Below are 24,431 nucleotides of genomic sequence, written 5' to 3' on the forward strand. Positions count from 1 at the left end.
ATCCTGTCGAAGAGACGGTTCGACAGCGGGAGGGAGAAGTCGCGGCTATGCTTCAGGTACTTGTTGCGGAAGACGAGCAGTGGATCCGGCAGTCCATCGTGGAGATGGTCGGGCGGATGGGAGACGACTATGTGGTCGTCGGCGAGGCGCGGAACGGCGAAGAGGCCTGGGCGCTGATCGAGGAGCTGTGGCCCGCCATTCTCATCACCGACGTCATGATGCCGCAGATGGATGGGCTGTCGCTGATCGCCAAGATCGCGGAGCACCATATTCCTATGACGTTCATTATTTTGAGCGGATACGATAATTTTGAATACGCCCAGCGGGCGATCCGATACGGCGTGTCCGAATATTTGCTGAAGCCGGTGCAGATGGACCAATTGCACGACGCGCTCCAGCGTTCCGGCGACAAGCTCGGAGATAACGCCGAACTGAACCGGACGATGGTCGGCTTTCAGAACCTGCTGGACCGGTATGAGGCTGCGGAGAGCTCCGCGTTCTACCGGAAGGCCGGCGAGCTGTTCGACCGGGTGCTCGCGATGCCGCGCTACGACGGGGCGCTGAAGCTCAACCTGCTTCGCCTGTTCGAGCACAAGCTCGCTTCGCTGCTGCGCGATATGGAGGTCCCGGTTCCCGAGTTTGCGGCGATCGGCCGCTTGTCGGACCATTCGCTCGTGAAGCGGCATCTGCTCGGCCTGCTGGAGCTCTGGGTGGTCAGCAAAAAGGAAGACGACCGCACAAGCCAGCAGTACGCGATGCAGAAAGCCTGCGAATACATCGGGGGGAACTATAACAAGGATATCTCTCTGTCCCAGATGGCGAGATTAACGAGCATGAGCATCTCCCACTTCAGTCTCTGGTTCAAAAAGCATACGGGCAAGACGCTCGTTCAATACATCCAGGAGGTCCGAATCGAGAAGGCCAAGGAGCTTCTGAGGAATACTTCCCTTAAAGCTTACGAGATTGCCGAGGAGACCGGCTTCAGCACGCAATCCTACTTCGTGCGCGTCTTCAAGGGCGCGACCGGGCTGTCTCCGGGCGAATACAAGAAGAGGATCGGGCCATGAGGCGCGTCGCATCGTTTCTTCATCGGTTTTCGTTGAGGCAGAAGATGGTGTTCGGCTTCCTCCTGGTCAGCCTGACCGGCGTCTTCACGATCGCCCTCTCGGCCCATTATTATTACAACCGGGCGACCAGCAAGGACTTCTTCAACCTGGCGAGCGGCGCCTCGGCAAGCTTGAACAATCAGCTCGATCAATACTTCCGCAATCTCGCGGGAATTACCTATTCGGTGGCGGCAGGCGCCCTCCAGCAGCCGGACGAGGGAGCCGCGCATGCGGAGCCTTATCTGCTGCAGAACTGGCTGACGGGACATATGGAGCGCAACTCGGAGAACCGCCTGCTGATCGAGAGCATGCTCAAGAGACAGATCACGCTCAGCTATTCGGACGTGGAGAGCCTTATCGTTCTCTCCAATTCGGGGGAGGTCGTCTCCTCGCGGGGAAGCGGCGATGCGGACTTTTACCGGAGTCAATGGATGTCGGGCGCCTACGCCGGGGACGAGCCGTCGATTCGGCCGATGGAGAAGGCCCGGCTCAGCCGTATTCCGGTCATTCCGCTGGCGGTGCCGATCTACAGCACCAAAAACGTGGAGATTGCGGGACAGATCATTCTCAACGTGACGACGACCAGCGTTCGGGACATCATGAGCCGGACGCGCATCGGCCGCACGGGCTCCTTCTTTATCGTCGACCGGAGCGATACGATCGTCTATCATCCCGATCCCGCCTACATCGGCAATCGGATTCGGTCGACCGCCCTGTCCCCGTTCGCCGATACGCCGGTCGACGCCATTCGGAAGGTCGGCCATACTTCCTTCCTGACGACCAATACGCAATCCGACTATACCGGGTGGAGAGTCGTCGCCGTCGTCCCGCTCTCCGAGATGGCTACCGGTCTCAAGGTCGCGCGCAATTCCATTATCATCGTCGTCGGTTTTATGCTGCTCTTCGTCCTGTTCGTCGTTCCGTGGCTGACCAAGCTCCTGCTTGCTCCCGTCATGAAGCTCAACCGTAACATGAGGGAGGTGCAGCGCGGCAATCTGGGGGTCAAGGTGGACGTTCGGCCGAGCCGCGACGAATTCCAGATGCTGAGCAACAACTTCTCCCACATGCTGGGCACGCTGAACGAATTGATCGAACGCGTTTACGGCTTCCAGATCCGGGAGATGAACCTGGAGTTGAAGCAGAAGGATGCCACCATTCAGGCGCTGCAAAATCAGATCAATCCGCATTTTCTCTATAACTCCCTGGATATTATCAAGAGCATCGCCTTCCTGGAGGACGTGCCGAAGATTGAGAAGATGGCCGGCAATCTGGCTGCCTTCTACCGGTATACGACCAAGCTCGACCGGATCGAGGTGACGCTGCGGGACGAGCTCGCCCACCTGAACGAGTATCTGGAGATGGTCCAGCTGCGCTTCGGCGGCAACTTTATGAATCGGAACTATATTCCCGAGAAATACTTGGACGTTCATTTGGTCAAGTTAACGTTGCAGCCGATCGTCGAAAATGCGGTGAAATATGCCGTCGAAGCCTACAACGGGGACGCTGCCATCCTTATCAACGCTTACGGCGAAGGAGAGGATCTGCTGATCGAGGTCGTGGATAACGGACCCGGCATCGAGGCGGATCGGCTGCGGCACCTGCAGGGCCTTATCGCAAGGGCCGGTCATCCCGGCGTCGTCTCGGATCGGCAGGAAGATTCGGTCGGTCTCGCCAACGTCCAGGCGCGGCTTGTCATGCATTATGGCGCTCCCTACGGGCTGCAGATCGTTTCCTTTCCCGGCAGAGGAACGGCCGTCACCGTACGGATCCCGCTCGCGAATCGGAAGAATGTGCAAGCAAACGGAGAAATGTGAAAAAAACAGCGGCATTCGGTCTGCTATTCTACTAAGTGTAAGCGTAGTCATGGAGGGGGCAGCTTGAAACGAACGCCATGGTGGGGCAAGGCGGCGGTAACGGCAGGTCTGGGGTTGTTGACGATCGTCCTGTTCGCGGGAGGGGTCGGCAAGCTGCCGGGGCCCGAAGCGGACACGCCGGTCGCCGAGGACCGGATGAGCGTCACGCTCATGCCATACTCGTGGGAGGGAGGGCTTCGGTGGCGCGAGGATCATCCGATGATCCAGTACCTGAACGACAAGTTTAACGTGGACCTGAAGCTGCTGTGGACCGACGGCGAATCGTACAAGGACAAGCTCCAGGTCATGGCCGCGTCGGGGAAGCTTCCGGATGTCTTTCAGGTAGAGCCGGACATGTTCGTCAATTGGCAGCCGAAACAGGCATTCCTGGATTTGGACCCGCTGCTTGGCGCTTACCCGCATCTCGCCTCGGCGTTCGGGCAGTCGGAATGGGACCTGCTCAATCCGGACGGCCGCACTTACGGCATTCCGGTGAACGACGTCGAGTTCCGGGACAGCTACCAGATTCGCGCGGATTGGCTGGAGAAGGCAGGGCTTCCGATGCCGGAGGAAGGGTCGTTCACGGTGAACGACTTCTACCGGATCGTGCAGGCCTTCGCCCTGGAGGATCCGGACGACGACGGCGCGAACGACACCTTTGGCCTCTCGATCTCCAATCAGCTGTCCGGCAGCTCGCCGTCCAACTCCCTTCAACTGCGGGCGGCGTTCGGATTGGCCAACGAATGGAAGCTGATCGACGGCGAACTCGTCTCCCAGTATACGCAGACGACGGAAATGAAGAAGTACTTGGCCTTCCTCGCCAAGCTGTACGCGGAAGGATTGCTGGACCGGGACTTCGAGGACAAGGGGTTCGGCACGATCTACGAGGAGTTCCAAACCGGCCGGAGCGGCATCATGACGTATCGGCCCGACACGCTTCGCTCGGACGAGCAGTTGCTGCGCGGAACAGATCCCGGCGCCAGGCTCGTCCAGCTGCCTCCGCCGATCGGGCCGGGCGGAGACCGGGGCAATCCGACGAACTTGCAAGGCGTTAACAAGCTGGTCGTCAACGGACGGATCGATGCCGCCAAGCAAGCCCGAATCCTTGAGATGCTCGATTGGTGGATGTCCGAAGAGGGAAGCCGGGTCATGAACAACGGCTTAAAAGGTCTTCATTATGTGAGAGACGACAAAGGCGGCTATGCCGCGACCGCGCTCGCGGACACCGATCTTCCAAGGCTTCTGAGCGATTGGTTGTTCCCGGGAAGCGACCCGGGCGCGCCAAGCGTCTATACGGCCCCGGAGGTCGCCCGGTTCGACGAGAGCTATTACAAGAAGAACGCGGCTTATCCTTACCGCAACGACGCGGGCGGCATCGAGGTGCTGTCCCTCAGCTACAGATGGTATTACAAGAAGCTCGAAGAGAACTTCAGGCAGGTGCAGATTCAGGTCATCCGCGGGGAGAAGCGTCTGGACGCCATAGACGAAGCGTCGCGGGTCTGGCGCTTGAACGGCGGAGACCGGATCGCGGCCGAAGTCAACGACATCTACAGGCGGACGAAGGAGCGTGCTTAGTTTATGAGAGAGCAATTGCCGAACGGCGTATGGCCCGTTATGCTGACCCCGTTTACGGAAGACAACGAAGTCGATTATGCTGCGCTTGAACGGCTCGTGGAATGGTACATCGACAAAGGCGCGGACGGATTGTTCGCGGTCTGCCTGTCGAGCGAGATGTTCCATTTGTCCTTGCGCGAGCGGGTCGAGATCTCCCGGTTCGTGGTGAAGACGGCCGCCGGCCGCATTCCGGTCGTCGCATCCGGACACGTCTCGGAGTCGATCGGGGAGCAGTTGGACGAGATCGGGAAGATCGCCGGCACCGGCGTCGATGCCGTCGTGCTGGTGACCAACCGGCTCGCGTCCGAGCAGGAAGACGAGGCGGCGTGGAAGCGCAACGTCGAGCGGGTGCTGGCCGCCTACCCCGACGTACGGTTCGGTCTGTACGAATGCCCGCTGCCTTACCAGCGGCTGCTGTCTCCGGCGCTTCTGAACTGGTGCGCCAAGACGGGCCGATTCACCTTCATGAAGGAATGCAGCAACGATCTGGAAGTGATCAAGCGGAAAATCGAAGCCGTACAAGGCACGAACCTGAAGGTGTTCATCGCCAACAATCCGCACGTTATGGAGACGATGCAAGCGGGAGGCAACGGGTATAGCGGCATCCTGGCAAACTTCCAGCCGGAGCTGTACGTATGGTTGACCCGCCACTGGCGCCGTTATCCGGAGCAGGCGCAAGTCGTTCAGGATTACCTGGGCGCCTCGAATTTGTTCGAGGGGAGACATTACCCGACGAGCTCGAAGTACTATTTGCAGCTCGAAGGCCTGCCGGCAACGCTGAAGTGCCGGAACCGAAAAGAATCGGACTTCAAGATCACCCACCGTCGCGAGATCGAACAGCTGCATCGTTTTAACCGGTACCTGTTAAACGAAATCGCGACAAAGACGAACGACGGTCAGTAAATTGCCCTTGTTATCATTTTAAACTATAGAAATATATTTCTTCATTTATATTGATTATAAAATCAGGGGGAATTGTTCATGCGGTCCATCCAGAAAGCAGGAATCTCCTTAGTCGCGTTCAGTTTGCTGCTCGCAGCATGCGGCACCGGCGACAACGGGAAGGCGGACACGGCTTCGCCCGCGTCCTCTTCCACCGCACCGGCTAAGGCTTCGGCTGGCGCAGGTGAAAAAGTCAGCTTGCGCATGACGTGGTGGGGCAACCAAAAGCGTGCGGACCTGACGATGCAAGTGATCGAGCTGTTCGAGCGCAAGCATCCGAATATCAGCATCGCTTCAGAGTTCATGGCGCAGGACGTGTACGGAGATAAGATCAAGACGCAGATCGCCGGCCGAAGCGAGCCGGATCTGATCGTCATGGGCAACGACTACATCGATTACGCCGCCCGGAACGTGCTTGTCGACCTGGACGAATACGTAGGCAGCGAGATTCAGATCGACAAGTTCCAAGATTCGTTCATCGAGCCCGGACGGATGAACGGCAAGCTGTATGGGCTCAACCTGGGCAACAACGGCGTCGGGCTGATCTACAACAAGACGCTCTTCGACAAGGCGGGGGTCTCGGCGCCGGGTACGATGACCTGGACGCAGCTCGAAGAACTGGGCAAGACGCTCGTCGGCAAGCTGGACAAGGGTCAATATGCGTTCGCCGATCAATCCTCCCTGAATGAGTACTTCGAGCTATTTCTGAGACAGCGCGGCAAGGCGATCAACAACGGCGGCGCCGTAGGCTTCGAGGCGCAGGACGTCGCCGACTGGCTCTCCATGTGGGATCGCTTCCGCAAGGAAGGCATCATCCCGAAAGCCGAGATCTCGAGCGCCCATACAGAGCTTAGCGCGGAGACGTCCACCCTCACGGAAGGAACGACGGCCATGGTGTTCAGATACCTCAACCAGCTGCCCGCCTTCCAAGATGCCGTCAAGGACGAGCTTGGCCTGATCAAGCCGCCGAGCGGCGAAGACGGAAAGACCGGTCTGTGGCTGCATCCCGGCCAGTACATCACGATCAGCGTGAACTCCGAGCACCCCAAGGAGGCGGCGATGTTCGCCAACTTCATGATCAACGATCCGGAGGCGACTCAGATTCTGGGCAGCGACCGGGGCATCTCGATCTCGCAGGAGGCGAGGGACGCGCTCAAGCCGACGCTGTCTCCCGCGCAGCTTCAGATGTTCGATTACTTCGAGAAAGTGATCGCGAGCGAAGCGCCGATGCCGAAGGCCATGCCGGCCGGAGACTGGAACGGCGCCTTGGGCAAAGCTGCGCAAAAGGTAGCGTTCGGCAAGTCGACGCCGGAGGAAGCCGGCAAGGAAGTATACAACGCAGCCGTCAAAACGTTGAAGTAAACCACGGGCGTGCCGCCCCCGGATTCTGCCGGCGCGGCACGCCTCTCTTCAATCAGGGAAGGAGCGCGGAGCCATGAGGCTGGTCCGATTTATCGCCGAAGGAGAAACGGAGGTACGAACGGGGGAGTGGCTGGAGGACGCGATCGCGGAAACGACGGGCCTGTTCGCCGACAGGCTGCATACCGGCAAGCGGTTCCGAGCTGATAAGGCGGTCCTGCAGGCCCCGGTCGCGCCGCGTCATATCATCGGAATCATGGCCAACTTCGGCAGCGATGGGGAGAAGGAACGCGCGTCCGGACGAGAAGAGCCGCAGTTCTTTCTCAAGTCGCCGGATACGATCGTGGGACCGAACCGGCCCGTCGTCATCCCGGCCGGGCTCGATCTGCTGAGCTTCGAAGCCGAGCTCGCCGTCGTCATCGGCAAGCCGACGTTCGGCATCGAGGCAAGAGACGTCGAAGCCTGCATTCTGGGCTATGCGATCGCCAACGACCTGACGGCCGGCGGCTATGCGCATCCGGGCGGCAACATCGCGATGACCAAGGTGTCGCCGACGTTGACGCCGCTCGGGCCGTGGATCGAGACGAATCCGCAATTCGGAAGAGGAACGATCGCGTCCTTCGTCAACGGCGAACAAAGGCAGCGCGGCGAGATCGGCCGGATGAAGCATTCCATCGCACGGCAGATCGCCTACATCGCCGAACGCATGAGGCTCGGCCCGGGGGACGTGCTGCTGACCGGGGCGCCTCCGAACGCGGGGCAAGTCCGGCGCGGAGACGAGGTCGTCTGCGAGATCGAGGGACTCGGCAGGCTGACGAATCCGGTTGAGTAAGCAACAAGCCGGAAGAAAGTTAGGAAGTTAGAAAGATAGAAAGTTAGAAAAAGTTGAAAAAAAGTCCGATTGGATAGGAGGGAGCGGGATGCAAAGAACAACGTCCGCGGCTTACGTGTTTCTGCTGCCTTGGCTGGCGGGACTGACCGTCCTGACGCTCGGGCCGATGGCCTTCTCGTTGTATCTGAGCTTTACCCATTACGACATGCTGACGGACGCCCAGTGGGTGGGCCTCTCCAATTACCGTGAGATGTTCGGCGAGGACGAGCGGTTCTGGACTTCGCTTAAGGTCACGTTTTTGTACGTGCTCACGTCCGTGCCGCTTAAGCTTATTTTCGCGCTGACGGTTGCCATGCTGCTGAATAAAGGGTTGAAAGGCTTGTCCTTCTACCGCACCATCTACTATATTCCGACCCTGCTCGGGGGCAGCGTCGCCATTGCCGTGCTGTGGAAAAAGATGTTCAGCGGAGACGGGGCCTTCAATCAGGTCCTCTTGTACCTGTTTGGCATTCAAGGGCCCGATTGGGTATCGAACCCCGACTTCTCGCTGTATTCCATCGTGCTGCTCTCGGCCTGGCAATTCGGCTCTACCATGATTATTTTCCTGGCGGGACTTAAGCAGATTCCGGGCGAATTCTACGAGGCGGCGCGGGTCGACGGGGCAGGGCGGTTCCGTCAAATACTCGCCATCACGCTACCGCTGCTGACCCCCGTACTTCTTTTCAACATCGTCATTCAGCTCATCACGGCGTTCCAGGCCTTCACGCAAGCCTTTATTATCAGCGGGGGAACCGGGGGGCCGATCGACTCCACTTTGTTCTATACGCTCTATTTGTATATCAAGGGATTCACGCTCTTCGAGATGGGCTACGCTTCCGCGATGGCTTGGGTGCTGCTGCTCATCATCGGATTTTTTACGGCTCTCGTGTTCGGCTCGTCCAAGTACTGGGTCAACTACGGCGATGGAGGCAATTGATGATGGCGCAAACCCGGGCAAAACATACTTGGCTGCTTCACGCGGCGATCTGCGGATTGGGCATCGCCATGCTGTATCCGATTCTGTGGCTGGTGGCGAGCTCCTTCAAGCCAAGCTATCTGATCTTCTCGGACCAGCGGCTATGGCCTGCCGAGGCGACGCTTCGCAATTATTGGGACGGCTGGAAGGGCGTCGCGGGCCATGGCTTCTATCGGTTTCTCGGCAATTCCGCGACCGTTAGCCTGCTCGCCGTCGCCGGCAACGTAATTTCCTGTTCAATGGCGGCTTATGCCTTCGGGCGAATGAATTTCCGGTTTAAAAAGCCGCTGTTCGCGCTGATGCTCGTCTCGATCATGCTGCCGCACCATGTCACGATGATCCCGCAATACATTCTGTTTCAGAAGGCCGGCTGGATCGATACCTACCTTCCCATCTTCGCGCCTAAATGGCTGGCGACGGATGCCTTCTTCGTCTTCCTGATGGTCCAGTTTATCCGCGGCCTGCCCAGGGATCTGGACGAATCCGCCCGGATCGACGGCTGCGGGCCGTTCCGGATATACTGGACGATGATTCTGCCGCTCTCCGTGCCTGCGCTTATCACGACAGCGCTGTTCACCTTTATCTGGACCTGGGACGATTTCTTTACCCAATTGCTCTACCTGAACTCCGTCCAGAAGTATACCGTGCCGCTCGGCCTGCGATTGTTCCTGGACTCGACCGCAGACTCGGCGTGGGGACCGTTGTTCGCCATGTCCATCGTGGCGCTGCTGCCGAGCATGATTTTGTTCTTCTCCATGCAGAAGTACTTCGTGGAGGGCATCTCGACGACGGGGCTGAAGTGAGAAGGCGACATTAAGCGATCGCACCGGCGTGCGGACGATGTAATCACAAGGGGCTGTCTCAAAGGTCATAAACTGACCTGAGAGATAGCCCCTTTTTTGCTTAAACGAAAATAAACCATTTTTTTGGTAGAGTGGAGATGCTAATCAACCATATAACGCTCTTCGACGCAGAAAAACCGTGTTACCCCGCCCAAACCATTGTGTGCTCGCCAGGCGTATCATAGGCAGGTCCAACCTTAAAAGCTCAACGCCGCCTCGCGAGCCTTCGCGATCGCGCCGGCTTTGATGTCCTGCGCCTTGTCGGGCTGCGCGGCCATGCCTTCCACGTAGACGGCCTCGAAGCTCGGGACGCCCAGGAATTTCAAGACCGCCTCGAGATGGCGGTGTGCCATTTCAAAGTCCGCATATGCGCCCTCGGACAGCACGCTGCCGCTGGCCTGGATCTGGAACGCCTTTTTCTTCGTGAGCAATCCGACGGGTCCGTCGGACGTGTAGCGGAACGTCTTGCCGGCGACGAAGACGGCGTCGATATAAGCTTTGAGCACCGGCGGGTAGGAGAAGTTCCAGACTGGGTTGACGAAGATATATTTGTCCGCGTCCAAAAATTGTTCGACCAGTTCGTCGAGACGGCCGACCTTGGCCTGCTCGGACGGGGACAATTGCTCGAAGGCATTCCCCGCGTGCAGTTTGGAACGGGCCCCGAACACTTCGCCGTCCAGGAGCGGAATATCCGCTTGGAAAAGATCGATGCGGACGATCTCGTCGTTCGGATTCGCTTCGCGGTAGACTTCGACAAACGCTTTGCCGACGGAGAGGCTATAGGAGTTTTCGTCTTCGCTCGGATTGGCGGTAATATACAATACTTTGTTCATGAGATTCACGTCCTTCTAAGGGAGTATGATTACGGGATGACGGACATAGAACGACGTTCTCTATTGTTCTGTGACACCGGGTATAGGAGGTAGGCAGCTGGATAGACTACGCCTGACCGTAGGCTGAAAAAGTTCGGCGAATTCTGTCACAAAGCAAGCGCCAGCCTCGTTTTATTAACAGGCGGTCTCTACGCCGAAGCCTATACGAATGGAAGTGGACGGCATCCATGCAAGAACAGTTATATACGAAATATAAAGCTTTGCTGTTCAAGCTCGCCTATCAGCTGACAGGATCGGTATCCGACGCGGAGGACGCGGTGCAGGACGTGTTCATCAAGATCGCGGACGTGCCGCCCGAACGGCTGGCCGAGCCGAAGGCTTATCTATGCAAAATGGTGACGAACCGCTGCAAGGACCTGCTCAAGTCCGCTCGGAAAAAGCGCGAGGAGTATTTCGGCGAATGGCTGCCGGAGCCTTTTCCCAGCTCGGACGACGACGCGATGGAATCGGTCGTTCGCGAGGATCTGCTCACGTACGGCATGATCGTCCTGCTGGAGCGGTTGTCGCCCTCGGAGCGCATCGTGTTCGTCCTCCGCGAGGCGCTCGGGTTCGAGTACAAGGAGATTGCCCAGCTCATCGAGAAAAGCGAACCGAACTGCCGCAAGCTGTTCAGCCGCGCGAGTGCGAAGATGGGACTGTCGGATGAGGAAGAGCTTGCGCAGCCCGAAGCGGAGCAGCAGCAGTGGGTGAACGGCTTTTTGGACGCGCTCAAGGCGGGCAACGTCAATCGCATGCTGACGATGCTCGATCCGGACGTCGTGCTCGTCGCGGACGGAGGCGGCAAGGTGCTTGCCGCAGCCCAACCGATCGTTTCCCGCGACCTGGTGGCGAAGTTCTTGCTTGGTCCGGTGCTTCAATCTGCGACATTCGGCGGCGAAGTAAGGATGGAAATGAGGCACATAAACGGACAGCCGAGCATCGTTATCCGGTCGGAGACGGGCGGCATCCAAACGGTAGGCATGCTGCGCGTAGAGGGGGACATCGTACGGGAGCTGTATCTGATCCGGAATCCGGACAAGTTACAGCATATCGCGGAAGGCGGATTTTCGGAAAGGATGCGTCTGTTCGAGCCCTTGGATTAAGGCAGCGCGGTCGGTCTGACCACAATCTCGTTCACCGACACGTCGTCCGGCTCGTTAAGGGCGAACGCGATCGCGCGGGCGATCGCATACGGAGAGATGCCCATGCCGGCGATCTGATTGGTCATCGCCTTGGTCTCGGGACTGCCGATCGAGTGGAGCAGCTCCGTCTCCGTCAAGCCGGGAGAGACGATGGTCGAGCGGATGCGGGAAGCGGGCGATTCCTCCTGCCGCAGCCCCTCCGAGATCGCCCGGACGGCGAACTTGGTCGCGCTGTAAACGGCGGAGGACGGATTAACTTGGTATCCTGCCACCGAGGAGAGATTGACGATGTGTCCCGATCGCTGTTCTCTCATGACGGGCAGCACCGCCGCGATGCCGTACAGCACGCCTTTGACGTTGACGTCGATCATGCGGTCCCATTCGTCGACCCGCAGCTCGCTAAGCCTGGAGGCTGGCATGACGCCCGCATTGTTGACGAGCGCGTCGATGCGGCCGTACTGCTCCAGGGCGAAGTCCACGAGCTTTTTCATGTCATCGAGAGAAGCGACGTCCGCTTGAATCGAGACCGCTTGTCCGCCGTCCTGCCGGATCTCATCGACGACAGTCCTCAGCCGGTCTTCCCTTCTGGCGGCCAGAACGACCTTGGCGCCTTGATGCGCAAGCAGCTTGGCTGCGGCTTCCCCGATCCCGCTGGAAGCGCCGGTGATGACGACAACTTTATCGTTTACGTTAGACATGGAATTCCACTCCTCTATTTTATAGTTTATTCAACAATAGTCGCATATCTGACTATCGTTAATTTTTATTATAAAGAGAAGCGGCGGCCGTTCAATCGTTAATCCATGCCGTTTTGTACGATATCCGACGTACGGGGGCACATTGTCTAATATCTCATAGGGCTCCGTATCCGGCATCGCGGTTCACAGCACGTATTTCTCGAACAACTCGCCGACCTGCTTGGCTGCGAGCTCTGCGGGTAGCGGCATCCGGTTCAGGATCCACCATTCGGCGGTACCGACGAAGGCGGAGGCCAAGAAGCGGGACACCAGATCCAAGTCCATGTGCTGCCGGGCCGCTTGAGCGCCGATCTTCGCCTTCGTGCCGCCGGCGATGCTCTCGAGCAGGCGATCGCGGAAGACGGACGTTTTCTGATTGGCCAGCATGGTATAGAAAAAAGAGAAATTCGCTTCGAAGTAGGAAAACATCGGTTTGAGATCGTCGATCGGATTTACGTCCTCGGCGGCGCAGGCAGCGAGCATTTTGTCGAGATGGTCTTTGATGCACTGGTCGAGCAGGTCGTATTTGTCCGCATAATGAAGGTACAGGGTGCCCCGGTTGACGTTGGCTCTGTCGGCGATATCGTTGATCGTGATGTGGTCGAGGTCCTTTTCCGACACGAGTGCTAGGAACGCCTTTGTGATGGCGTCCCGGGTACGCAGGATTCGTCTGTCCACCTTGGTCGGTTTTTCCATATGAGCGATCACCTCCCGCGCATTTTAATTAAAAGGAAAGTGGACCGACATAAGTAGTCTAAAGTCACACTTTAATAGTGTCTCGTTTGTGTGTTACAAGAACTAGTATAAAACGTATCTCTAGAACTAGAATGGATAATTGCGGTAAAATTGTTCGGGTCTATAATTATAGGGGGATGAAAGAAATGAAGAAATATATTTTTGGTCTACTCGTCTTATTATTTACTTTTAGTTTGGATAGGAGTGCCTTGGCTGCCGAGTCAAAGCCAGTTGAATCAAAAATTAAAGTTATAATCAATAACAATGAAGTTGTGTATAAAAACAAACCTATACTGGTTAATTCATCTTTGTATCTTCCTGTGACTGAAACATTAAAAGCGTTCAACAATACGCCAGAATACGTTCAATCCTTAAAAGGGCTTAGAATTTTTAGTAATAATAAAGTTTACTTGGTACGTCCCAATTATAAAACTATACTTTCTTTTGATTTTAATGAATATTGCATAAGTTATGAGTTTGGCATGAGTGGTTGTTATGCAGGTTTTAAAATAGCAAATCCGTTTATTAAGGAAAATGACATAACCTATGTTCCAATTAGTTTTTTGAAGGAGCAATTAAAGTTTAATGTTCAAAAGCCTGATGCCAATACTTTAATTATCAATGGAGAAGAAACGAACAAGGAAACAGGAATTTATAAAGCAATTGATAATTATATTGAAAAACTCAAAGCAAAAGCAGATCCTTATAAATACATTGGTGAAAGAAAAGAGTATTACTATGCCTTCTTAAAAGAGTCAAACAAGCAAATTGAAGACTTACTAATGTGGACTAACTTAGAAAAATTGATAAACAAAAAGTATTGGGTTGATAAATCTGATGATGCTTGGCCATATAACACTCCATTTAAAAACTTAGAAGCAGTCACAGTAATTCAGACTAAACTTGGGACAATAACAGTAAGCAACGGAAAGAAGTCAGTAGAATTATGGGTTGACGACTCAAAATATAGAAAAGATTTTGCGATTACGGCATTGATGGGCGCATTTTATGAGACAAACCCGTATAACGATCATAAGTGGTCTCAAAAAGTCTGGAATGCGATTCGAGATCAAGAAGTTTTCATTGGAATGAATCAAGATATGGTCATCATGTCTATTGGAAGTCCGATTAGGACGAATTCAACTGAAACTAGAAGTGGTGTATATTCGCAATGGGTTTACGATTATGGAATGTATCTGTATTTTGATAATAATACACTGACCTCAATCCAATATTAAATATTCACTTCAAAAGATCCTTTCCACAGCTTCGGAGCTACGGCACTTCCGGGCTGCACAAGTTTATCAATACGAAGAGACACCGCCCCTTGGCAAGCCAAGGGGCGGTGTCTCTTCTTCTTCAACTTGCCCTACTTAGCTCAAGCCCGCCTTCGCCAATCCGAATGCTGCGTCCGCCGATCCCGGCACGGTTTTAAAAGCAACGTTGATCCGGTTCCAAGCATTGATCGTCATGACGGAGAAGGTCAGGTCGGACAGCTCTTTTTCGGAGTATTGGCCGCGAACGCGCTCGTACACGTCATCCGGTACGCCATGCTCCGATAATTTGGTCAAGATCTCGGTCCAGGCGAGCGCGGCGCGCTCGCGGGGGCTGAATAAAGTCGATTCGCGCCAGATCGGCAGATGGTAGAGGCGCAGCTCGCTCTCGCCGTTGATCTTGGCCTGTTTGACGTGCATGTCCAGACAAAAGCCGCAACCGTTGATCTGCGAGGCGCGGATGTGGACGAGATCGAGAGTTTTCAGTTCGACGGAGCTGTTGTGCTCCGCGTTGCTGAACTCCATCATTTTCTTGAAAAATTCGGGCGATTGCGCCATGTAATTGATTCGTTGCGTCATAGCGGTTTGGCCTCCTCGGGGATGTTGTTTTTGTTCTGCATGCATAGAACGACGGAACTGCGGATTCTGTGACAGGGATTTTCGTGCGGGAAAACAAGAGATAGTTATTTCGAGCGGCGGTGGCGAAGAGACGCTGTGGAACGTTACTTGGACGGATGTGTCGAGCGGCGGTGGCAAAGAAACGCTGTGGAGCGTTACTTGGGCGAATGTGCCGGGTGACGGGGGAGAAGAGACGCTGTGGGGCGTTACTTGGGCGGATGTGTCGAGTGGCGGTGGCGAAGAGACGCTGTGGAACGTTACTTGGACGGATGTGTCGGGTGGCGCGGGCGAAGAGACGCTGTGGAACGTTACTTGGACGGATGTGTCGGGTGGCGCGGGCGAAGAGACGCTGTGGAACGTTACTTGGGCGGATGTGCCGAGCGGCGGGGGCGAAGAGACGCTGTGGAACGTTACTTGGGCGGATATGCCGAGCGGCGGGGGGACGCGCAAAAAACGGCAGCCCGGGCAGGGCTGCCGCCAACGATTTACTTCGCGCCGATTGATTTCGCGCCAGTGAAGTGATACATGCCGCCCTCCGGCTGCGGAAGGTCCGGCCAGGTGCGGCCTTCGCCGTTGAACTGCGGCAGCCAGGGCGCCAGCGCTTCCAGCATCTCGTCGACCATGCGCCACACCTGCTCGGTGCTGCAGACGGCGGCCGTGAGCGGGTCGTGCAGCACGGCGAGCTTCACGAGCTCGCGATTGCCGGTCAGCGCGGCTTCGACGGCCATCTCCTGCACGCTGATGCTCGCGCGGCAGGTCGCGGCGCAGGCCATCGGGAGATCGCCGATGGACGTCGGCGCGATGCCGTTGCGATCCACGTAGCACGGAATCTCGATCGTGGCGCCGTCCGGCAGGTTCGTGATCATGCCGCGGTTCTCGATGTTGAAGTTGCCGCGGTACGTCTTGCCCGTCTCCAGCGCCTCAATGATGTACGAGCCGTGCTCCTCCGAGCGCTGTCCGAGCGGGATGGACGCGATCTCGCCGCTCAGCATCTTCGGGTACATCTCCTTGTAGTCGACGAAGCGCGTCAGGCAGTGCTCCAGGTAACCCGCCGTCACCCCGCCGATCCATTCTTTATCGTTGATCCACTTGGCCATGTCGGCCGATTTCTTGCGGTACCACGGCAGATATTCGCTCAAGTGGCCGTTCGACTCCGTCGAGTAGTAGCCGAATCTGCGCAGCACGTCGATGCGGCACGGCTCTCTTTGCGGCAGCGTCGGATGGTTCTCGAACGCCTCGAGCAGCTGCGGCGTCAGATCCTTGCCCTTGTGCGAAATGTTGATGAACCACGTCTGGTGGTTGATGCCCGCGCAGATCTGGTCGATCTCGTCCTGCGGCAGGCCGAACGCTTCGGCGATCTGCTCGTGCCCGTGCTGTACGCCGTGGCATAGACCGACGACCCGGACGCCGCCGGCGCGCCGGACGGCCCACGTATTCATCGCCATCGGGTTGGAATAGTTGAGCAGCAGCGCGTTCGGCGCGACCTCCCGCATGTCCTTCGCGATGTCGAGCAGCACCGGAATCGTGCGCAGCGCGAAGAACACGCCGCCCGGTCCGAGCGTATCGCCGACGCATTGCTCGACGCCGTACTTGAGCGGGATCTCGATATCGTGGCGATACGCCTCGAGCCCGCCGACGCGTGCCAGGCAGATGACGTAGTCGGCATCCCGGATCGCTTCACGCTGGCTGGTCGTCGGCACGATTTTCACGTCCGTCAGGCCGTTCGTCTCGAGCATGCGCTCGCTCAGCTTGGTCACCATCTCGAGCGTCTCCGGATCGATGTCCATGAGCCGGAATTCGGTATCGCGGAATTCGGGCACCGCCATCAAGTCCATGATCAGCCTGCGGGTGAAGTTAATGCTTCCGGCCCCGATCATTGCGATTTTTAACATTTTATATCGACCTCCGTATGAAATAATTGCGCATTACTTCCTCTCGGTTAATATCATAGATTCCTGATATAAGAGGCGTAAATAGCATAATATTTTCACCGGATTGATAAAATATTGCGCCGTCCGCAAACGGTGTATCAGTCGATAAAAATGTGATGCTCGGGGATGTCGTCCGTGCTGTCGCGGAACTGCTGGGGCGACGCGCCCATCAGCTTGCGGAACACTTTGCCGAAATAGCTGCTGTTTTCAAAGCCCGTTGCCGCAGCGATGGCCGCGACGGGCTGGTTGGTCTGCCGGAGGAGCCGGGAAGCCGCTTCGATCCGGATCTTGGTCAAATGATGGATCGGCGTGATCCCGGTATGCTTCACGAAAAGCCTGCAAAAGTGGTACTTGGACATGCCGGCTTCGGCGGCGATCTGCTCCAGCGTCAGGAAACGATGGTATTGCGCGTCCATGAACTTCAAGGCGGCGGCTACCGAATCCGGAACGGGACGGCCGGCGTCCGGCCTGCCGTCGACGGAGCGCAGACACGCGACGATCCATTCGTACAGACGGACGGACAGCTCGTACTTGTCGAGCCCCGTTTTCGCCTGCGCGTTCTCCATCATCTCCCACAGCATGGCGATCGGCTGCGCGTTCGGCTTGAAGGAGACGACCGGTCCGTCTTTCGCGACGATATCGTTCCAGTAGCCGCCGACATGCCGGCCGGCCGCCGTCAAAAATATAAACTCCCAGGGCTCGCCATCGGCATCCGGGCTGTAGTAATACTCATGATTGTCCGGTACCGTGACAAAAAAGCCGTGGTGCTTCGGGATGCGATAATGCTTGCCCCCGATCGTCAGATTGCCTTCCCCCGACAGCGTGTATTGGAACAGCGCAAACTTGTCTCCCCGCGTCCGCCCGTTCCAGCGGTAGCTGTCGCTCACGGCGCTCTCCCAGCCGATCGTCCGGATCGCCATCAAGGCGTCCGTCGGCTCCGCATACCGGAATCCAAAGTTGGTCCTGAGCAATATAATGCGCCCCCCGTCTCAATTATTTGCGATTGAAGTAAGGTTAAATATGGCCTACATTCAAAAATATCAACGCAATATTTGCAAATATTGTACTACGCGGGAAAGGTGCGATGGAAGATGCCGACGATTGATATGCCGCTCGAGCAGCTAAGTACATATGCAGGGAGGAACCCGAAGCCAGCCGACTTTGACGTTTATTGGGAGCGGGCGCTCGCGGAGATGAAGGGGATCGACCCGGCGCTGGAGATCGTAGAGAGCGACTTCAAGGTTCCGGGCGCGGATTGCTTGCATCTTTACTTCACCGGCGTAGGCGGCGCGCGCATTCATGCCAAGTACGTCCGGCCGAAAAACGTCCAAGAGCCTCATCCGGCGGTGCTGCAATTCCACGGCTACGCGCATCATTCGGGCGACTGGATCGACAAGCTTGGCTATGCGGCGGCGGGCTTTTCCGTGCTGGCGATGGACTGTCGCGGGCAGGGCGGCAGCTCCGAAGACAAGGGCGGAACCAAGGGGACCACGTTCAGGGGGCATATCGTCCGCGGGCTCGACGACCATCCGGACCGGCTGCTGTTCCGCGATATTTTCCTCGACGCGGCGCAGCTGGCCGGCATCGCGATGTCGCTGCCGGAGGTGGATGCGGGCAGGGTGGGTGCGATCGGAGGCTCGCAGGGCGGCGGGCTCGCGCTGGCCTGCGCGGCGCTCGAGCCGCGCATCCGGCGCGCGGCGCCGAGCGTTCCGTTCCTGTCCGATTACAGACGCGTATGGGAGATGGATCTGGCGAGGGACGCTTACGAGGAGCTGCGAACCTATTTCCGCCTCTTCGATCCCCAGCACAAGCGCGAGGAAGCGATTTTCGAGAAGCTGGGCTATATCGACGTGCAGCATCTGGCGGAACGGATCCGGGGCGAGGTCATGATGGGTGTCGGGCTGCTGGACACCGTATGTCCGCCGTCCACGCAGTTCGCGGCTTACAACAAGATCGCCGCGGGCAAGCGGATGGAGATTTATCACGACTACGTGCACGAACGGCTGGCCGACTTCGAGGACAAGGCGCTGCAATTCATGCTGGGCATGTAGCGAGGCAGAGGCGGCGAGCTCGGTGCGATACGGAGAGGAGCGACGCCGCCCCTCTTTTTTGTTATTCTGTTGTTGAAGCGGCAGGCCGGCGATGTCCCCGGCCTTGCCAGATCGCGGCGGAGGGTTGTCATGGGAACATTTTTGAAAGCGCTAACAATTTATCCCAAGCTCGTGTTATCCTTTTTGCTCATGATCATCCCCATTTATTTGTCCAGCCTGCTCATGAACCAGTCGGGACATGACGTCGTCAAAAAGCAGATTTCGGCTTCGATGGCGTCGCGCGTCCATTTTTACTTGTCGTCCCTGGAGACGGAACTGGCCCGGCTCCGCCGCCTACAGATGGAGTACGTAAGCGACGACGATCTGCTCAGCCTGGGCACGGCGGTCTCCAGAATGAACGACTTCGAGCGCTCGCGCACCATTCTGTCGGTGAAGAGCAAGCTTTATCTCCTCAAAAGCTCCAGCCCGTTCGTGGAAAACGTGAAGCTGTATGTCCCCGCCTTGGGGCGCAGCATTATGGCCAACAATTTCGACGACACGATTCCGGAGGCGGAGCTTGAGGCCATGCTCGAGCCGCGGAACATGAGCTCGCCCGTCTTCGGCTTCCGGGACCGGCTGCTGCTGAGCGGCGTGTATCCGGACGCAATCTACGTGAACCGCGAGCCGGTGCTGGCCATCGAGATCGAGCTGTCCAAGGCGGAGATCGTCCGCACGCTCGCGTCCATGGCGAACGGAGAGCAGGGCGGCGCGGTGTGGTTGAGCGCCGACGGCACGTGGGACGTGGCGTCCGGCCTCCAGCCGACGGTGCTGTCCGAGCTGACGGGGGCAATTGGAATCATGCCGGCGGACAACCGCACTTCCCAGCCTGGCCAGTTCACGATGAAAACGGATGCCGGGTCCTTTTTCGTCGCCCATGAATATTCCTCGGTCATTGATTCGACGCTTGCGGTGCTGGTGCCGGCGGAGAAGGTGATGCAGCCGCTCAACCGCCATCGCGACTGGATCTGGCTGCTCTCGCTTATCGCGCTGGTGCTTGTCGTCGTTTTCTCCTACTGGATTCACCAGCTCATCCACAAGCCGATCAAGCGGCTGGTCGTCTCCTTCCGCAAGGTGGAGAAGGGCGATCTCGGCGTCCGGGTCTATCATCGCAACCAGGACGAGTTCCATTACCTGTACAACCAGTTCAACCACATGCTCGGGCGGATCGAGACGCTCATCGGCGAGGTGTACGAGCAGCAGATCCGGTCGCAGCGCTCCGAGCTCAAGCAGCTGCAATCGCAGATCAATCCCCACTTTTTCTACAACAGCTTCTTCATCCTGCAGGGTCTGGTGCAGATGCGGGAGCACGAGCTGGCGGACAAGATGTTCCGTCATCTGGGCAGCTACTTCCAGTTCATCACGCGAAACGGGGCGGAGACGGTCACGCTCGAGCAGGAGATGAAGCACGCAAGCTCGTACGTGGAAATTCAGAGGTTCCGTTTCTCGGGAACGATCGAGGTGGAGCAGGAGGAGCTGCCCGCCGAATGGGCGCAAACGCAAGTTCCGCGCCTCATCGTGCAGCCGCTGATCGAGAACGCCTATTTGCACGGGCTCGAAAACAAGACCGGCGACGGTCGGCTGCGAATCGGTTTCCGGGAGGAACCGGACGGCCGGCTGCGCATCGAGATCGAAGATAACGGCGAGGAGCTGGACGAGCTTCGGCTGGAGCGGCTGCGCGAGTCGATCTCCGCGGCGGACCGGGCGATCGAGACGACGGGTCTGCTGAACATCCATCGCAGGCTGCAGCTCAAGTTCGGACCGGACTGCGGGCTGACGTTGTCGCGCAGCGCGCTCGGCGGGCTGAAGGCGGAGCTGTCGATACGCAAAGACAAGGGGGAAGCGGCATGATTCGATTGCTGATCGTGGACAACGAGCGCTGGATCGTCGACAGTCTGCTGGACCTGTTCGGGCGCCCGGGCAAGCTCGAGCTGGAGACGTTCGGCGCGTATTCCGCCCATGAGGCGCTTCACCTGCTCGGCCGGATGAAGATCGATGTCGTGCTGTCCGACATCCGGATGCCGGGCATGGACGGGCTGGCGCTGCAGCGGGAGATCGTCAGGCAGTGGCCGTGGTGCAAGATCATCTTCCTGAGCGGCTACGACGACTTCGACTATATCCAGCAAGCGCTGCGGGGCGGCGGGGTCGACTACCTGCTCAAGACGGAGGGGCACGACGCGGTCGTCGAGGCCGTGGAGCGGGCGGCGGCGCAGCTGTACGAGGCGGTGGAGTCGCGTCAGCTGATCCTCAGCGCGGAGCGTCAGATGCGGCTGGCCAGGCCGCTGCTCGTAAACGAATACATGCTGGCGCTGGCCGGCGGCGACCCGGAGGCGCTGCGCAAGCGCCATACCCGGCTCGGAGAGCTCGGACTGCCGCTGGACGGCGGCGCGGAGACGCTGCTCGTCCTCGGGCGCGTGGACGATTGGCGAGACGGCTTCAGCGGCGGGGACAAGCATCTGATGCTGTACGCCATCGCGAACATCGCCGAGGAATACTTCGCCAAGTCGCTGTCCTGCGTGACCGTGACCTTCGAGCAGAACAAGCTGCTATGGTTCGTGCAGCCGGCGCCGGAGTTCTCGTCCGGCGAACCGCCGCAGGCGGCGGACGACGCGCGGAGGCGTCTCGTCCGTTTCGTCCAAGGGACGATCGAGACGATCCAGGGCGCGTGCAAGCAGCTGCTGCAGCTCAGCGTGTCGTTCGCCGCGGCAGACGAGCCGCGGCAGTGGGAGCGGCTGCACGGACAGTTCCACGCGCTGCGGCGCCTGCTCGGCCGCGGCCTGGGCCTGGGGCAGGAGCTGATTCTGCTCGACAGGCCGGACGGTTCGGACGGTGCCGGACGGGAGCCCGACGTCCGGACGCACGAGACGCGCAGCCGGCTCGACAAGATCGGCGCGCTGGCGGCCTATCTGGAGAACGGCCAGAGCCTGCAGTTTTTCGCGGAGTACGCCAAACTGATGGAGCTGGGAGCCGGGGAGGGAGCCGGCGACGAGCTGCTGAAGCTGGAGATCTACTATTCGCTCGTCCCGATTTTCCTGTCGGAGATGAACCGGTGGGGGATGCAGGGGGAGCTGAGCGAGACGGTCGATCTCGGCAGGCTGACCCGATACGACGCCCATCCGTCCTGGCACGCGGCGGAGGAATACTTTTCCGCGCTAGCCGAGCGTCTGTTCGAGCGCAAGCGCGCCGAACGTTCCGACCGCGAGGACGATCTGATTCTGCACGTGCGGCGATACGTGGAGCACAATCTGGCGGGCGATCTGTCGCTCACCCGCATCGGCGAGGTCGTCGGCTACAATCCGTACTACCTGACCCGCCTGTACAAGCAGCTGACCGGCGAAGGGCTGACGGATTATATCGCCGCGACGCGCCTTGGCCGGGCGCAGAAGCTGCTGACGGACAATCAGCTGATCGTCCAGGACATTTCCAAAGCCGTCGGTTTTATGAACGAGCAGTCCTTTTACCGCTTTTTCAAGAAGGAGACGGGCCAGACGCCCCAGGAATACAAGGAGCGCTCGGCGATATCCAAAACGGATAGTGGAATGTAAAAATCGGCGAGTAGAGAGCGATTCGGCGCCCGCTCTATAATGGGCTCATGCAAGGCACGATGCATTCATTCATGAGCTCGAAGGGGGAAACGAGTTTGAAAAGAAATCAACGAATCGCGCTCGTCTGCGGCATCCTGGCTTGCGCGCTTGCGGCGACCGGCTGCAGCGACTCGGGCAAAAACGCGGCAAGCACCGAGCCGTCGGGCAAGGCGAATGGCTCGCCTGCCGCATCCGGCACGGCGTCGGCGTCGGCATCGGCGCCGACGGAGAAGGGGGATCCGTTCGGCAAGTACGACCCGCCGATCGAGCTCCATGTCGCCCGGGCCGTCGACCAGACCTGGACCTATCCGAAGGGCGACAGCATCGACAACAACGTCTGGTACCGCGAGTACGAGAATCTGCTCGGCATCAAGATCGTACACGACTGGACCGCGCTGACGAGCGAGTACAACCGCAAGCTGAACGTCTCGATCGCCTCCGGCAGCCTGCCCGAGCTGTTCTCCGTATCGGCCAGCCAGCTCAAGCAGCTCGCGGACGCCGGCCAGCTCGAGGACCTGACGGGCGTCTACGAGCAGTACGCCTCAGACCATACGAAGGAGCTGCAGCACGGCGACGGCGGCGCGGCGCTGGCATCGGCAACTTTTAACGGCAAGCTGCTGGCCATCCCGGTCGTCAACGCGCCGATCTACGAGCCGAACCTGCTGTGGATCCGCACGGATTGGCTCAAGAAGCTGAACCTGTCCGAGCCGAAGACGCTGGACGACGTATTCAAGATTGCGGAAGCGTTTACGAAGCAGGATCCGGACGGCAACGGCAAGCCCGACACGTACGGCCTGGCGGTCAACAACTATTTGTACGGTCCCATCACCTCGATCACGGGGCTGTCCAACGCCTTCCACGCCTATCCGCAAACGTGGGTGAAGGACGCTTCGGGCAAGGTCGTCTACGGCTCGACGCAGCCGGAGATGAAGCAGACGCTGGCCAAGCTGCAGGAAATGTACAAAGCCGGCGAGCTCGACCGGGAATTCGGCGTCAAGGACGGCACCAAGGTCGCCGAGGATATCGCCGCTAACAAGTTCGGCATGGCGTTCGGCGCGAACTGGAACCCGTACGTATTCCTCGACGCCGTCAAGAAAAATCCGGGCATGGACTGGATGCCGTTCCCCGTGCCATCCGTCGACGGCACCCCGACCAAAGCGAATGTAGGCTTTTCTGCCAGCGGCTACGTCGTCGTGCGCAAAGGCGCCAAGCACCCGGAGGCGGCCATTAAAATGCTCAACCTGCACGAAGAGGTCGTGCACGGCTCGCGCCGCAATGAAGGCCAGTTCATTACCGTCGAAGAGAACGGCGAGCGGATCAATACGTCGCCCATGTCGCTCGTGCAGTCCGGCGTCTCCGACCAAGGCGTGCTGGAGTCGCTGACCCTGCTTCGCAAAGCGATCGAGAGCGAGGACGAGAGCCTGCTGAAGGACGCGCTGACGGAGACCGACAAATACGGTCCGACGGTCGACTATCTCAAGACGGGCAATATCGAAAACTGGGCGGTCGCCCACCAGTACTTCGGCTTCGTGACCACGATGGACAATTACACCGGCGACCGGCTGCTCATGACCGCGTTCGGCGGCCAGACGCCGACGATGACCGACAAGTGGGCGACGCTCGACAAGCTGGAGAAGGAGACGTTCACGAAGATCATCATGGGCGCCGCTTCGGTCGACGAATTCGATACGTTCGTGGCGGACTGGAACAAGCTCGGCGGCGAGGCGATCCTGAAGGAGATCAACGACTGGCTGAGCGCGCAGAAGTAGAAGCGAACGCGCGGACGCTCGAAGCATAGACAGGCGAAGGGGAGACGGTCCTGACCATTCTCCCCTTCTTCCGTCATGCCCTGAATCGGCGTCCGAAAGCGGAGATTAGGAACAGAAGG

Annotated in this window: 21 protein-coding genes; 15 read left to right on the forward strand and 6 right to left on the reverse strand. The window is 58.3% G+C overall.

Annotated features, from left to right (window positions below; genetic code table 11):
- Window positions 1-47 precede the first annotated feature (47 nt).
- From ACFSR7_RS14585 to ACFSR7_RS14620, 8 genes are all read left to right on the forward strand, one after another.
- Window positions 48-1,067, forward strand: coding sequence for a response regulator transcription factor (locus ACFSR7_RS14585; RefSeq protein ID WP_378162664.1), 1,020 nt, complete (start codon window positions 48-50; stop codon window positions 1,065-1,067).
- Window positions 1,064-2,920: a cache domain-containing sensor histidine kinase gene (locus tag ACFSR7_RS14590; RefSeq protein ID WP_378162666.1), complete on the forward strand. Its 1,857-nt coding sequence runs from the start codon at window positions 1,064-1,066 to the stop codon at window positions 2,918-2,920. The genes ACFSR7_RS14585 and ACFSR7_RS14590 overlap by 4 nt, the downstream gene beginning before the upstream one ends.
- Window positions 2,921-2,983: 63 nt before the next feature.
- Window positions 2,984-4,534 carry an extracellular solute-binding protein gene (locus ACFSR7_RS14595; RefSeq protein WP_378162668.1) on the forward strand — a complete coding sequence of 517 codons (1,551 nt, stop codon included), beginning with the start codon at window positions 2,984-2,986 and terminating at the stop codon, window positions 4,532-4,534.
- Window positions 4,535-4,537: 3 nt separating this feature from the next.
- On the forward strand, window positions 4,538-5,476 hold the full coding sequence (locus tag ACFSR7_RS14600; RefSeq protein ID WP_378162670.1) for a dihydrodipicolinate synthase family protein: 939 nt from the start codon (window positions 4,538-4,540) through the stop codon (window positions 5,474-5,476).
- Between the two features lie 78 nt (window positions 5,477-5,554).
- Entirely contained in the window at window positions 5,555-6,877 is a 1,323-nt protein-coding gene (locus ACFSR7_RS14605) for an ABC transporter substrate-binding protein (RefSeq protein WP_378162672.1), read from the forward strand.
- Window positions 6,878-6,950: 73 nt separating this feature from the next.
- Window positions 6,951-7,706 (forward strand): fumarylacetoacetate hydrolase family protein, encoded by a 756-nt coding sequence (locus ACFSR7_RS14610; RefSeq protein ID WP_378162675.1) that lies wholly within the window; start codon window positions 6,951-6,953, stop codon window positions 7,704-7,706.
- 88 nt (window positions 7,707-7,794) lie between these two features.
- Complete coding sequence (locus ACFSR7_RS14615) at window positions 7,795-8,682, forward strand: carbohydrate ABC transporter permease (RefSeq protein WP_378162677.1); 888 nt, start codon at window positions 7,795-7,797, stop codon at window positions 8,680-8,682.
- A 2-nt stretch (window positions 8,683-8,684) separates the two neighbouring features.
- Window positions 8,685-9,524, forward strand: coding sequence for a carbohydrate ABC transporter permease (locus tag ACFSR7_RS14620; protein ID WP_378163060.1), 840 nt, complete (start codon window positions 8,685-8,687; stop codon window positions 9,522-9,524).
- A gap of 236 nt (window positions 9,525-9,760) precedes the next feature.
- Here ACFSR7_RS14620 and ACFSR7_RS14625 read toward each other — a convergent pair whose 3' ends face one another.
- Window positions 9,761-10,396: an NAD(P)H-dependent oxidoreductase gene (locus ACFSR7_RS14625; protein WP_378162679.1), complete on the reverse strand. Its 636-nt coding sequence runs from the start codon at window positions 10,394-10,396 to the stop codon at window positions 9,761-9,763.
- 227 nt (window positions 10,397-10,623) lie between these two features.
- Here ACFSR7_RS14625 and sigJ point away from each other — a divergent pair, with 227 nt between their 5' ends.
- Window positions 10,624-11,538, forward strand: a complete 915-nt coding sequence (gene sigJ, locus ACFSR7_RS14630; RefSeq protein WP_378162681.1) for an RNA polymerase sigma factor SigJ — start codon at window positions 10,624-10,626, stop codon at window positions 11,536-11,538.
- Here the strand turns inward: sigJ and ACFSR7_RS14635 are convergent.
- Entirely contained in the window at window positions 11,535-12,275 is a 741-nt protein-coding gene (locus tag ACFSR7_RS14635; RefSeq protein ID WP_378124285.1) for an SDR family oxidoreductase, read from the reverse strand. The two genes, sigJ and ACFSR7_RS14635, sit on opposite strands and share 4 nt — an antisense overlap.
- A 183-nt stretch (window positions 12,276-12,458) precedes the next feature.
- A complete protein-coding gene (locus ACFSR7_RS14640; RefSeq protein WP_378162683.1) occupies window positions 12,459-13,010 on the reverse strand; it encodes a TetR/AcrR family transcriptional regulator in 552 nt (183 codons plus the stop codon).
- A 185-nt stretch (window positions 13,011-13,195) separates the two neighbouring features.
- On the opposite strand from ACFSR7_RS14640, the gene ACFSR7_RS14645 reads away from it, so the two are divergent.
- Window positions 13,196-14,287, forward strand: a complete 1,092-nt coding sequence (locus tag ACFSR7_RS14645; RefSeq protein ID WP_378162685.1) for a stalk domain-containing protein — start codon at window positions 13,196-13,198, stop codon at window positions 14,285-14,287.
- 135 nt (window positions 14,288-14,422) lie between these two features.
- Here the strand turns inward: ACFSR7_RS14645 and ACFSR7_RS14650 are convergent, their stop codons facing one another.
- Complete coding sequence (locus ACFSR7_RS14650; RefSeq protein WP_378162686.1) at window positions 14,423-14,902, reverse strand: carboxymuconolactone decarboxylase family protein; 480 nt, start codon at window positions 14,900-14,902, stop codon at window positions 14,423-14,425.
- A 157-nt stretch (window positions 14,903-15,059) separates the two neighbouring features.
- Between ACFSR7_RS14650 and ACFSR7_RS14655 the strand changes: the two genes are divergently transcribed.
- A complete protein-coding gene (locus ACFSR7_RS14655) occupies window positions 15,060-15,458 on the forward strand; it encodes a hypothetical protein (protein ID WP_378162688.1) in 399 nt (132 codons plus the stop codon).
- Here ACFSR7_RS14655 and melA read toward each other — a convergent pair.
- A complete protein-coding gene (gene melA, locus ACFSR7_RS14660) occupies window positions 15,427-16,833 on the reverse strand; it encodes an alpha-glucosidase/alpha-galactosidase (protein WP_378162690.1) in 1,407 nt (468 codons plus the stop codon). The two genes, ACFSR7_RS14655 and melA, sit on opposite strands and share 32 nt — an antisense overlap.
- Window positions 16,834-16,970: 137 nt before the next feature.
- A complete protein-coding gene (locus tag ACFSR7_RS14665; RefSeq protein ID WP_378162692.1) occupies window positions 16,971-17,843 on the reverse strand; it encodes a helix-turn-helix domain-containing protein in 873 nt (290 codons plus the stop codon).
- A gap of 120 nt (window positions 17,844-17,963) precedes the next feature.
- On the opposite strand from ACFSR7_RS14665, the gene ACFSR7_RS14670 reads away from it, so the two are divergent.
- From ACFSR7_RS14670 to ACFSR7_RS14685, 4 genes are all read left to right on the forward strand, one after another.
- A complete protein-coding gene (locus tag ACFSR7_RS14670; protein ID WP_378162694.1) occupies window positions 17,964-18,923 on the forward strand; it encodes an alpha/beta fold hydrolase in 960 nt (319 codons plus the stop codon).
- A gap of 129 nt (window positions 18,924-19,052) precedes the next feature.
- A complete protein-coding gene (locus ACFSR7_RS14675) occupies window positions 19,053-20,810 on the forward strand; it encodes a sensor histidine kinase (RefSeq protein ID WP_378162696.1) in 1,758 nt (585 codons plus the stop codon).
- On the forward strand, window positions 20,807-22,504 hold the full coding sequence (locus tag ACFSR7_RS14680) for a response regulator transcription factor (RefSeq protein WP_378162698.1): 1,698 nt from the start codon (window positions 20,807-20,809) through the stop codon (window positions 22,502-22,504). Before ACFSR7_RS14675 ends, ACFSR7_RS14680 begins: the two co-directional genes overlap by 4 nt.
- Before the next feature lie 95 nt (window positions 22,505-22,599).
- Window positions 22,600-24,312, forward strand: a complete 1,713-nt coding sequence (locus ACFSR7_RS14685; RefSeq protein WP_378162700.1) for an extracellular solute-binding protein — start codon at window positions 22,600-22,602, stop codon at window positions 24,310-24,312.
- The last annotated feature ends 119 nt before the right edge of the window (window positions 24,313-24,431 follow it).

This window comes from Cohnella sp. GCM10020058 (assembly GCF_042683485.1).
GTDB lineage: Bacteria > Bacillota > Bacilli > Paenibacillales > Paenibacillaceae > Cohnella.

What these genes read in the sequence shown, in the direction of transcription:
- ACFSR7_RS14585 (WP_378162664.1), top strand. Translation starts at nt 48, where the DNA reads ATGCTTCAGGTACTTGTTGCGGAAGACGAGCAGTGGATCCGGCAGTCC.
- ACFSR7_RS14590 (WP_378162666.1), top strand. Translation starts at nt 1,064, where the DNA reads ATGAGGCGCGTCGCATCGTTTCTTCATCGGTTTTCGTTGAGGCAGAAG.
- ACFSR7_RS14600 (WP_378162670.1), top strand. Translation starts at nt 4,538, where the DNA reads ATGAGAGAGCAATTGCCGAACGGCGTATGGCCCGTTATGCTGACCCCG.
- ACFSR7_RS14605 (WP_378162672.1), top strand. Translation starts at nt 5,555, where the DNA reads ATGCGGTCCATCCAGAAAGCAGGAATCTCCTTAGTCGCGTTCAGTTTG.
- ACFSR7_RS14610 (WP_378162675.1), top strand. Translation starts at nt 6,951, where the DNA reads ATGAGGCTGGTCCGATTTATCGCCGAAGGAGAAACGGAGGTACGAACG.
- ACFSR7_RS14615 (WP_378162677.1), top strand. Translation starts at nt 7,795, where the DNA reads ATGCAAAGAACAACGTCCGCGGCTTACGTGTTTCTGCTGCCTTGGCTG.
- ACFSR7_RS14620 (WP_378163060.1), top strand. Translation starts at nt 8,685, where the DNA reads ATGGCGCAAACCCGGGCAAAACATACTTGGCTGCTTCACGCGGCGATC.
- ACFSR7_RS14625 (WP_378162679.1), bottom strand. Translation starts at nt 10,396, where the DNA reads ATGAACAAAGTATTGTATATTACCGCCAATCCGAGCGAAGACGAAAAC.
- sigJ (WP_378162681.1), top strand. Translation starts at nt 10,624, where the DNA reads ATGCAAGAACAGTTATATACGAAATATAAAGCTTTGCTGTTCAAGCTC.
- ACFSR7_RS14635 (WP_378124285.1), bottom strand. Translation starts at nt 12,275, where the DNA reads ATGTCTAACGTAAACGATAAAGTTGTCGTCATCACCGGCGCTTCCAGC.
- ACFSR7_RS14640 (WP_378162683.1), bottom strand. Translation starts at nt 13,010, where the DNA reads ATGGAAAAACCGACCAAGGTGGACAGACGAATCCTGCGTACCCGGGAC.
- ACFSR7_RS14645 (WP_378162685.1), top strand. Translation starts at nt 13,196, where the DNA reads ATGAAGAAATATATTTTTGGTCTACTCGTCTTATTATTTACTTTTAGT.
- ACFSR7_RS14650 (WP_378162686.1), bottom strand. Translation starts at nt 14,902, where the DNA reads ATGACGCAACGAATCAATTACATGGCGCAATCGCCCGAATTTTTCAAG.
- melA (WP_378162690.1), bottom strand. Translation starts at nt 16,833, where the DNA reads ATGTTAAAAATCGCAATGATCGGGGCCGGAAGCATTAACTTCACCCGC.
- ACFSR7_RS14670 (WP_378162694.1), top strand. Translation starts at nt 17,964, where the DNA reads ATGCCGACGATTGATATGCCGCTCGAGCAGCTAAGTACATATGCAGGG.
- ACFSR7_RS14675 (WP_378162696.1), top strand. Translation starts at nt 19,053, where the DNA reads ATGGGAACATTTTTGAAAGCGCTAACAATTTATCCCAAGCTCGTGTTA.
- ACFSR7_RS14680 (WP_378162698.1), top strand. Translation starts at nt 20,807, where the DNA reads ATGATTCGATTGCTGATCGTGGACAACGAGCGCTGGATCGTCGACAGT.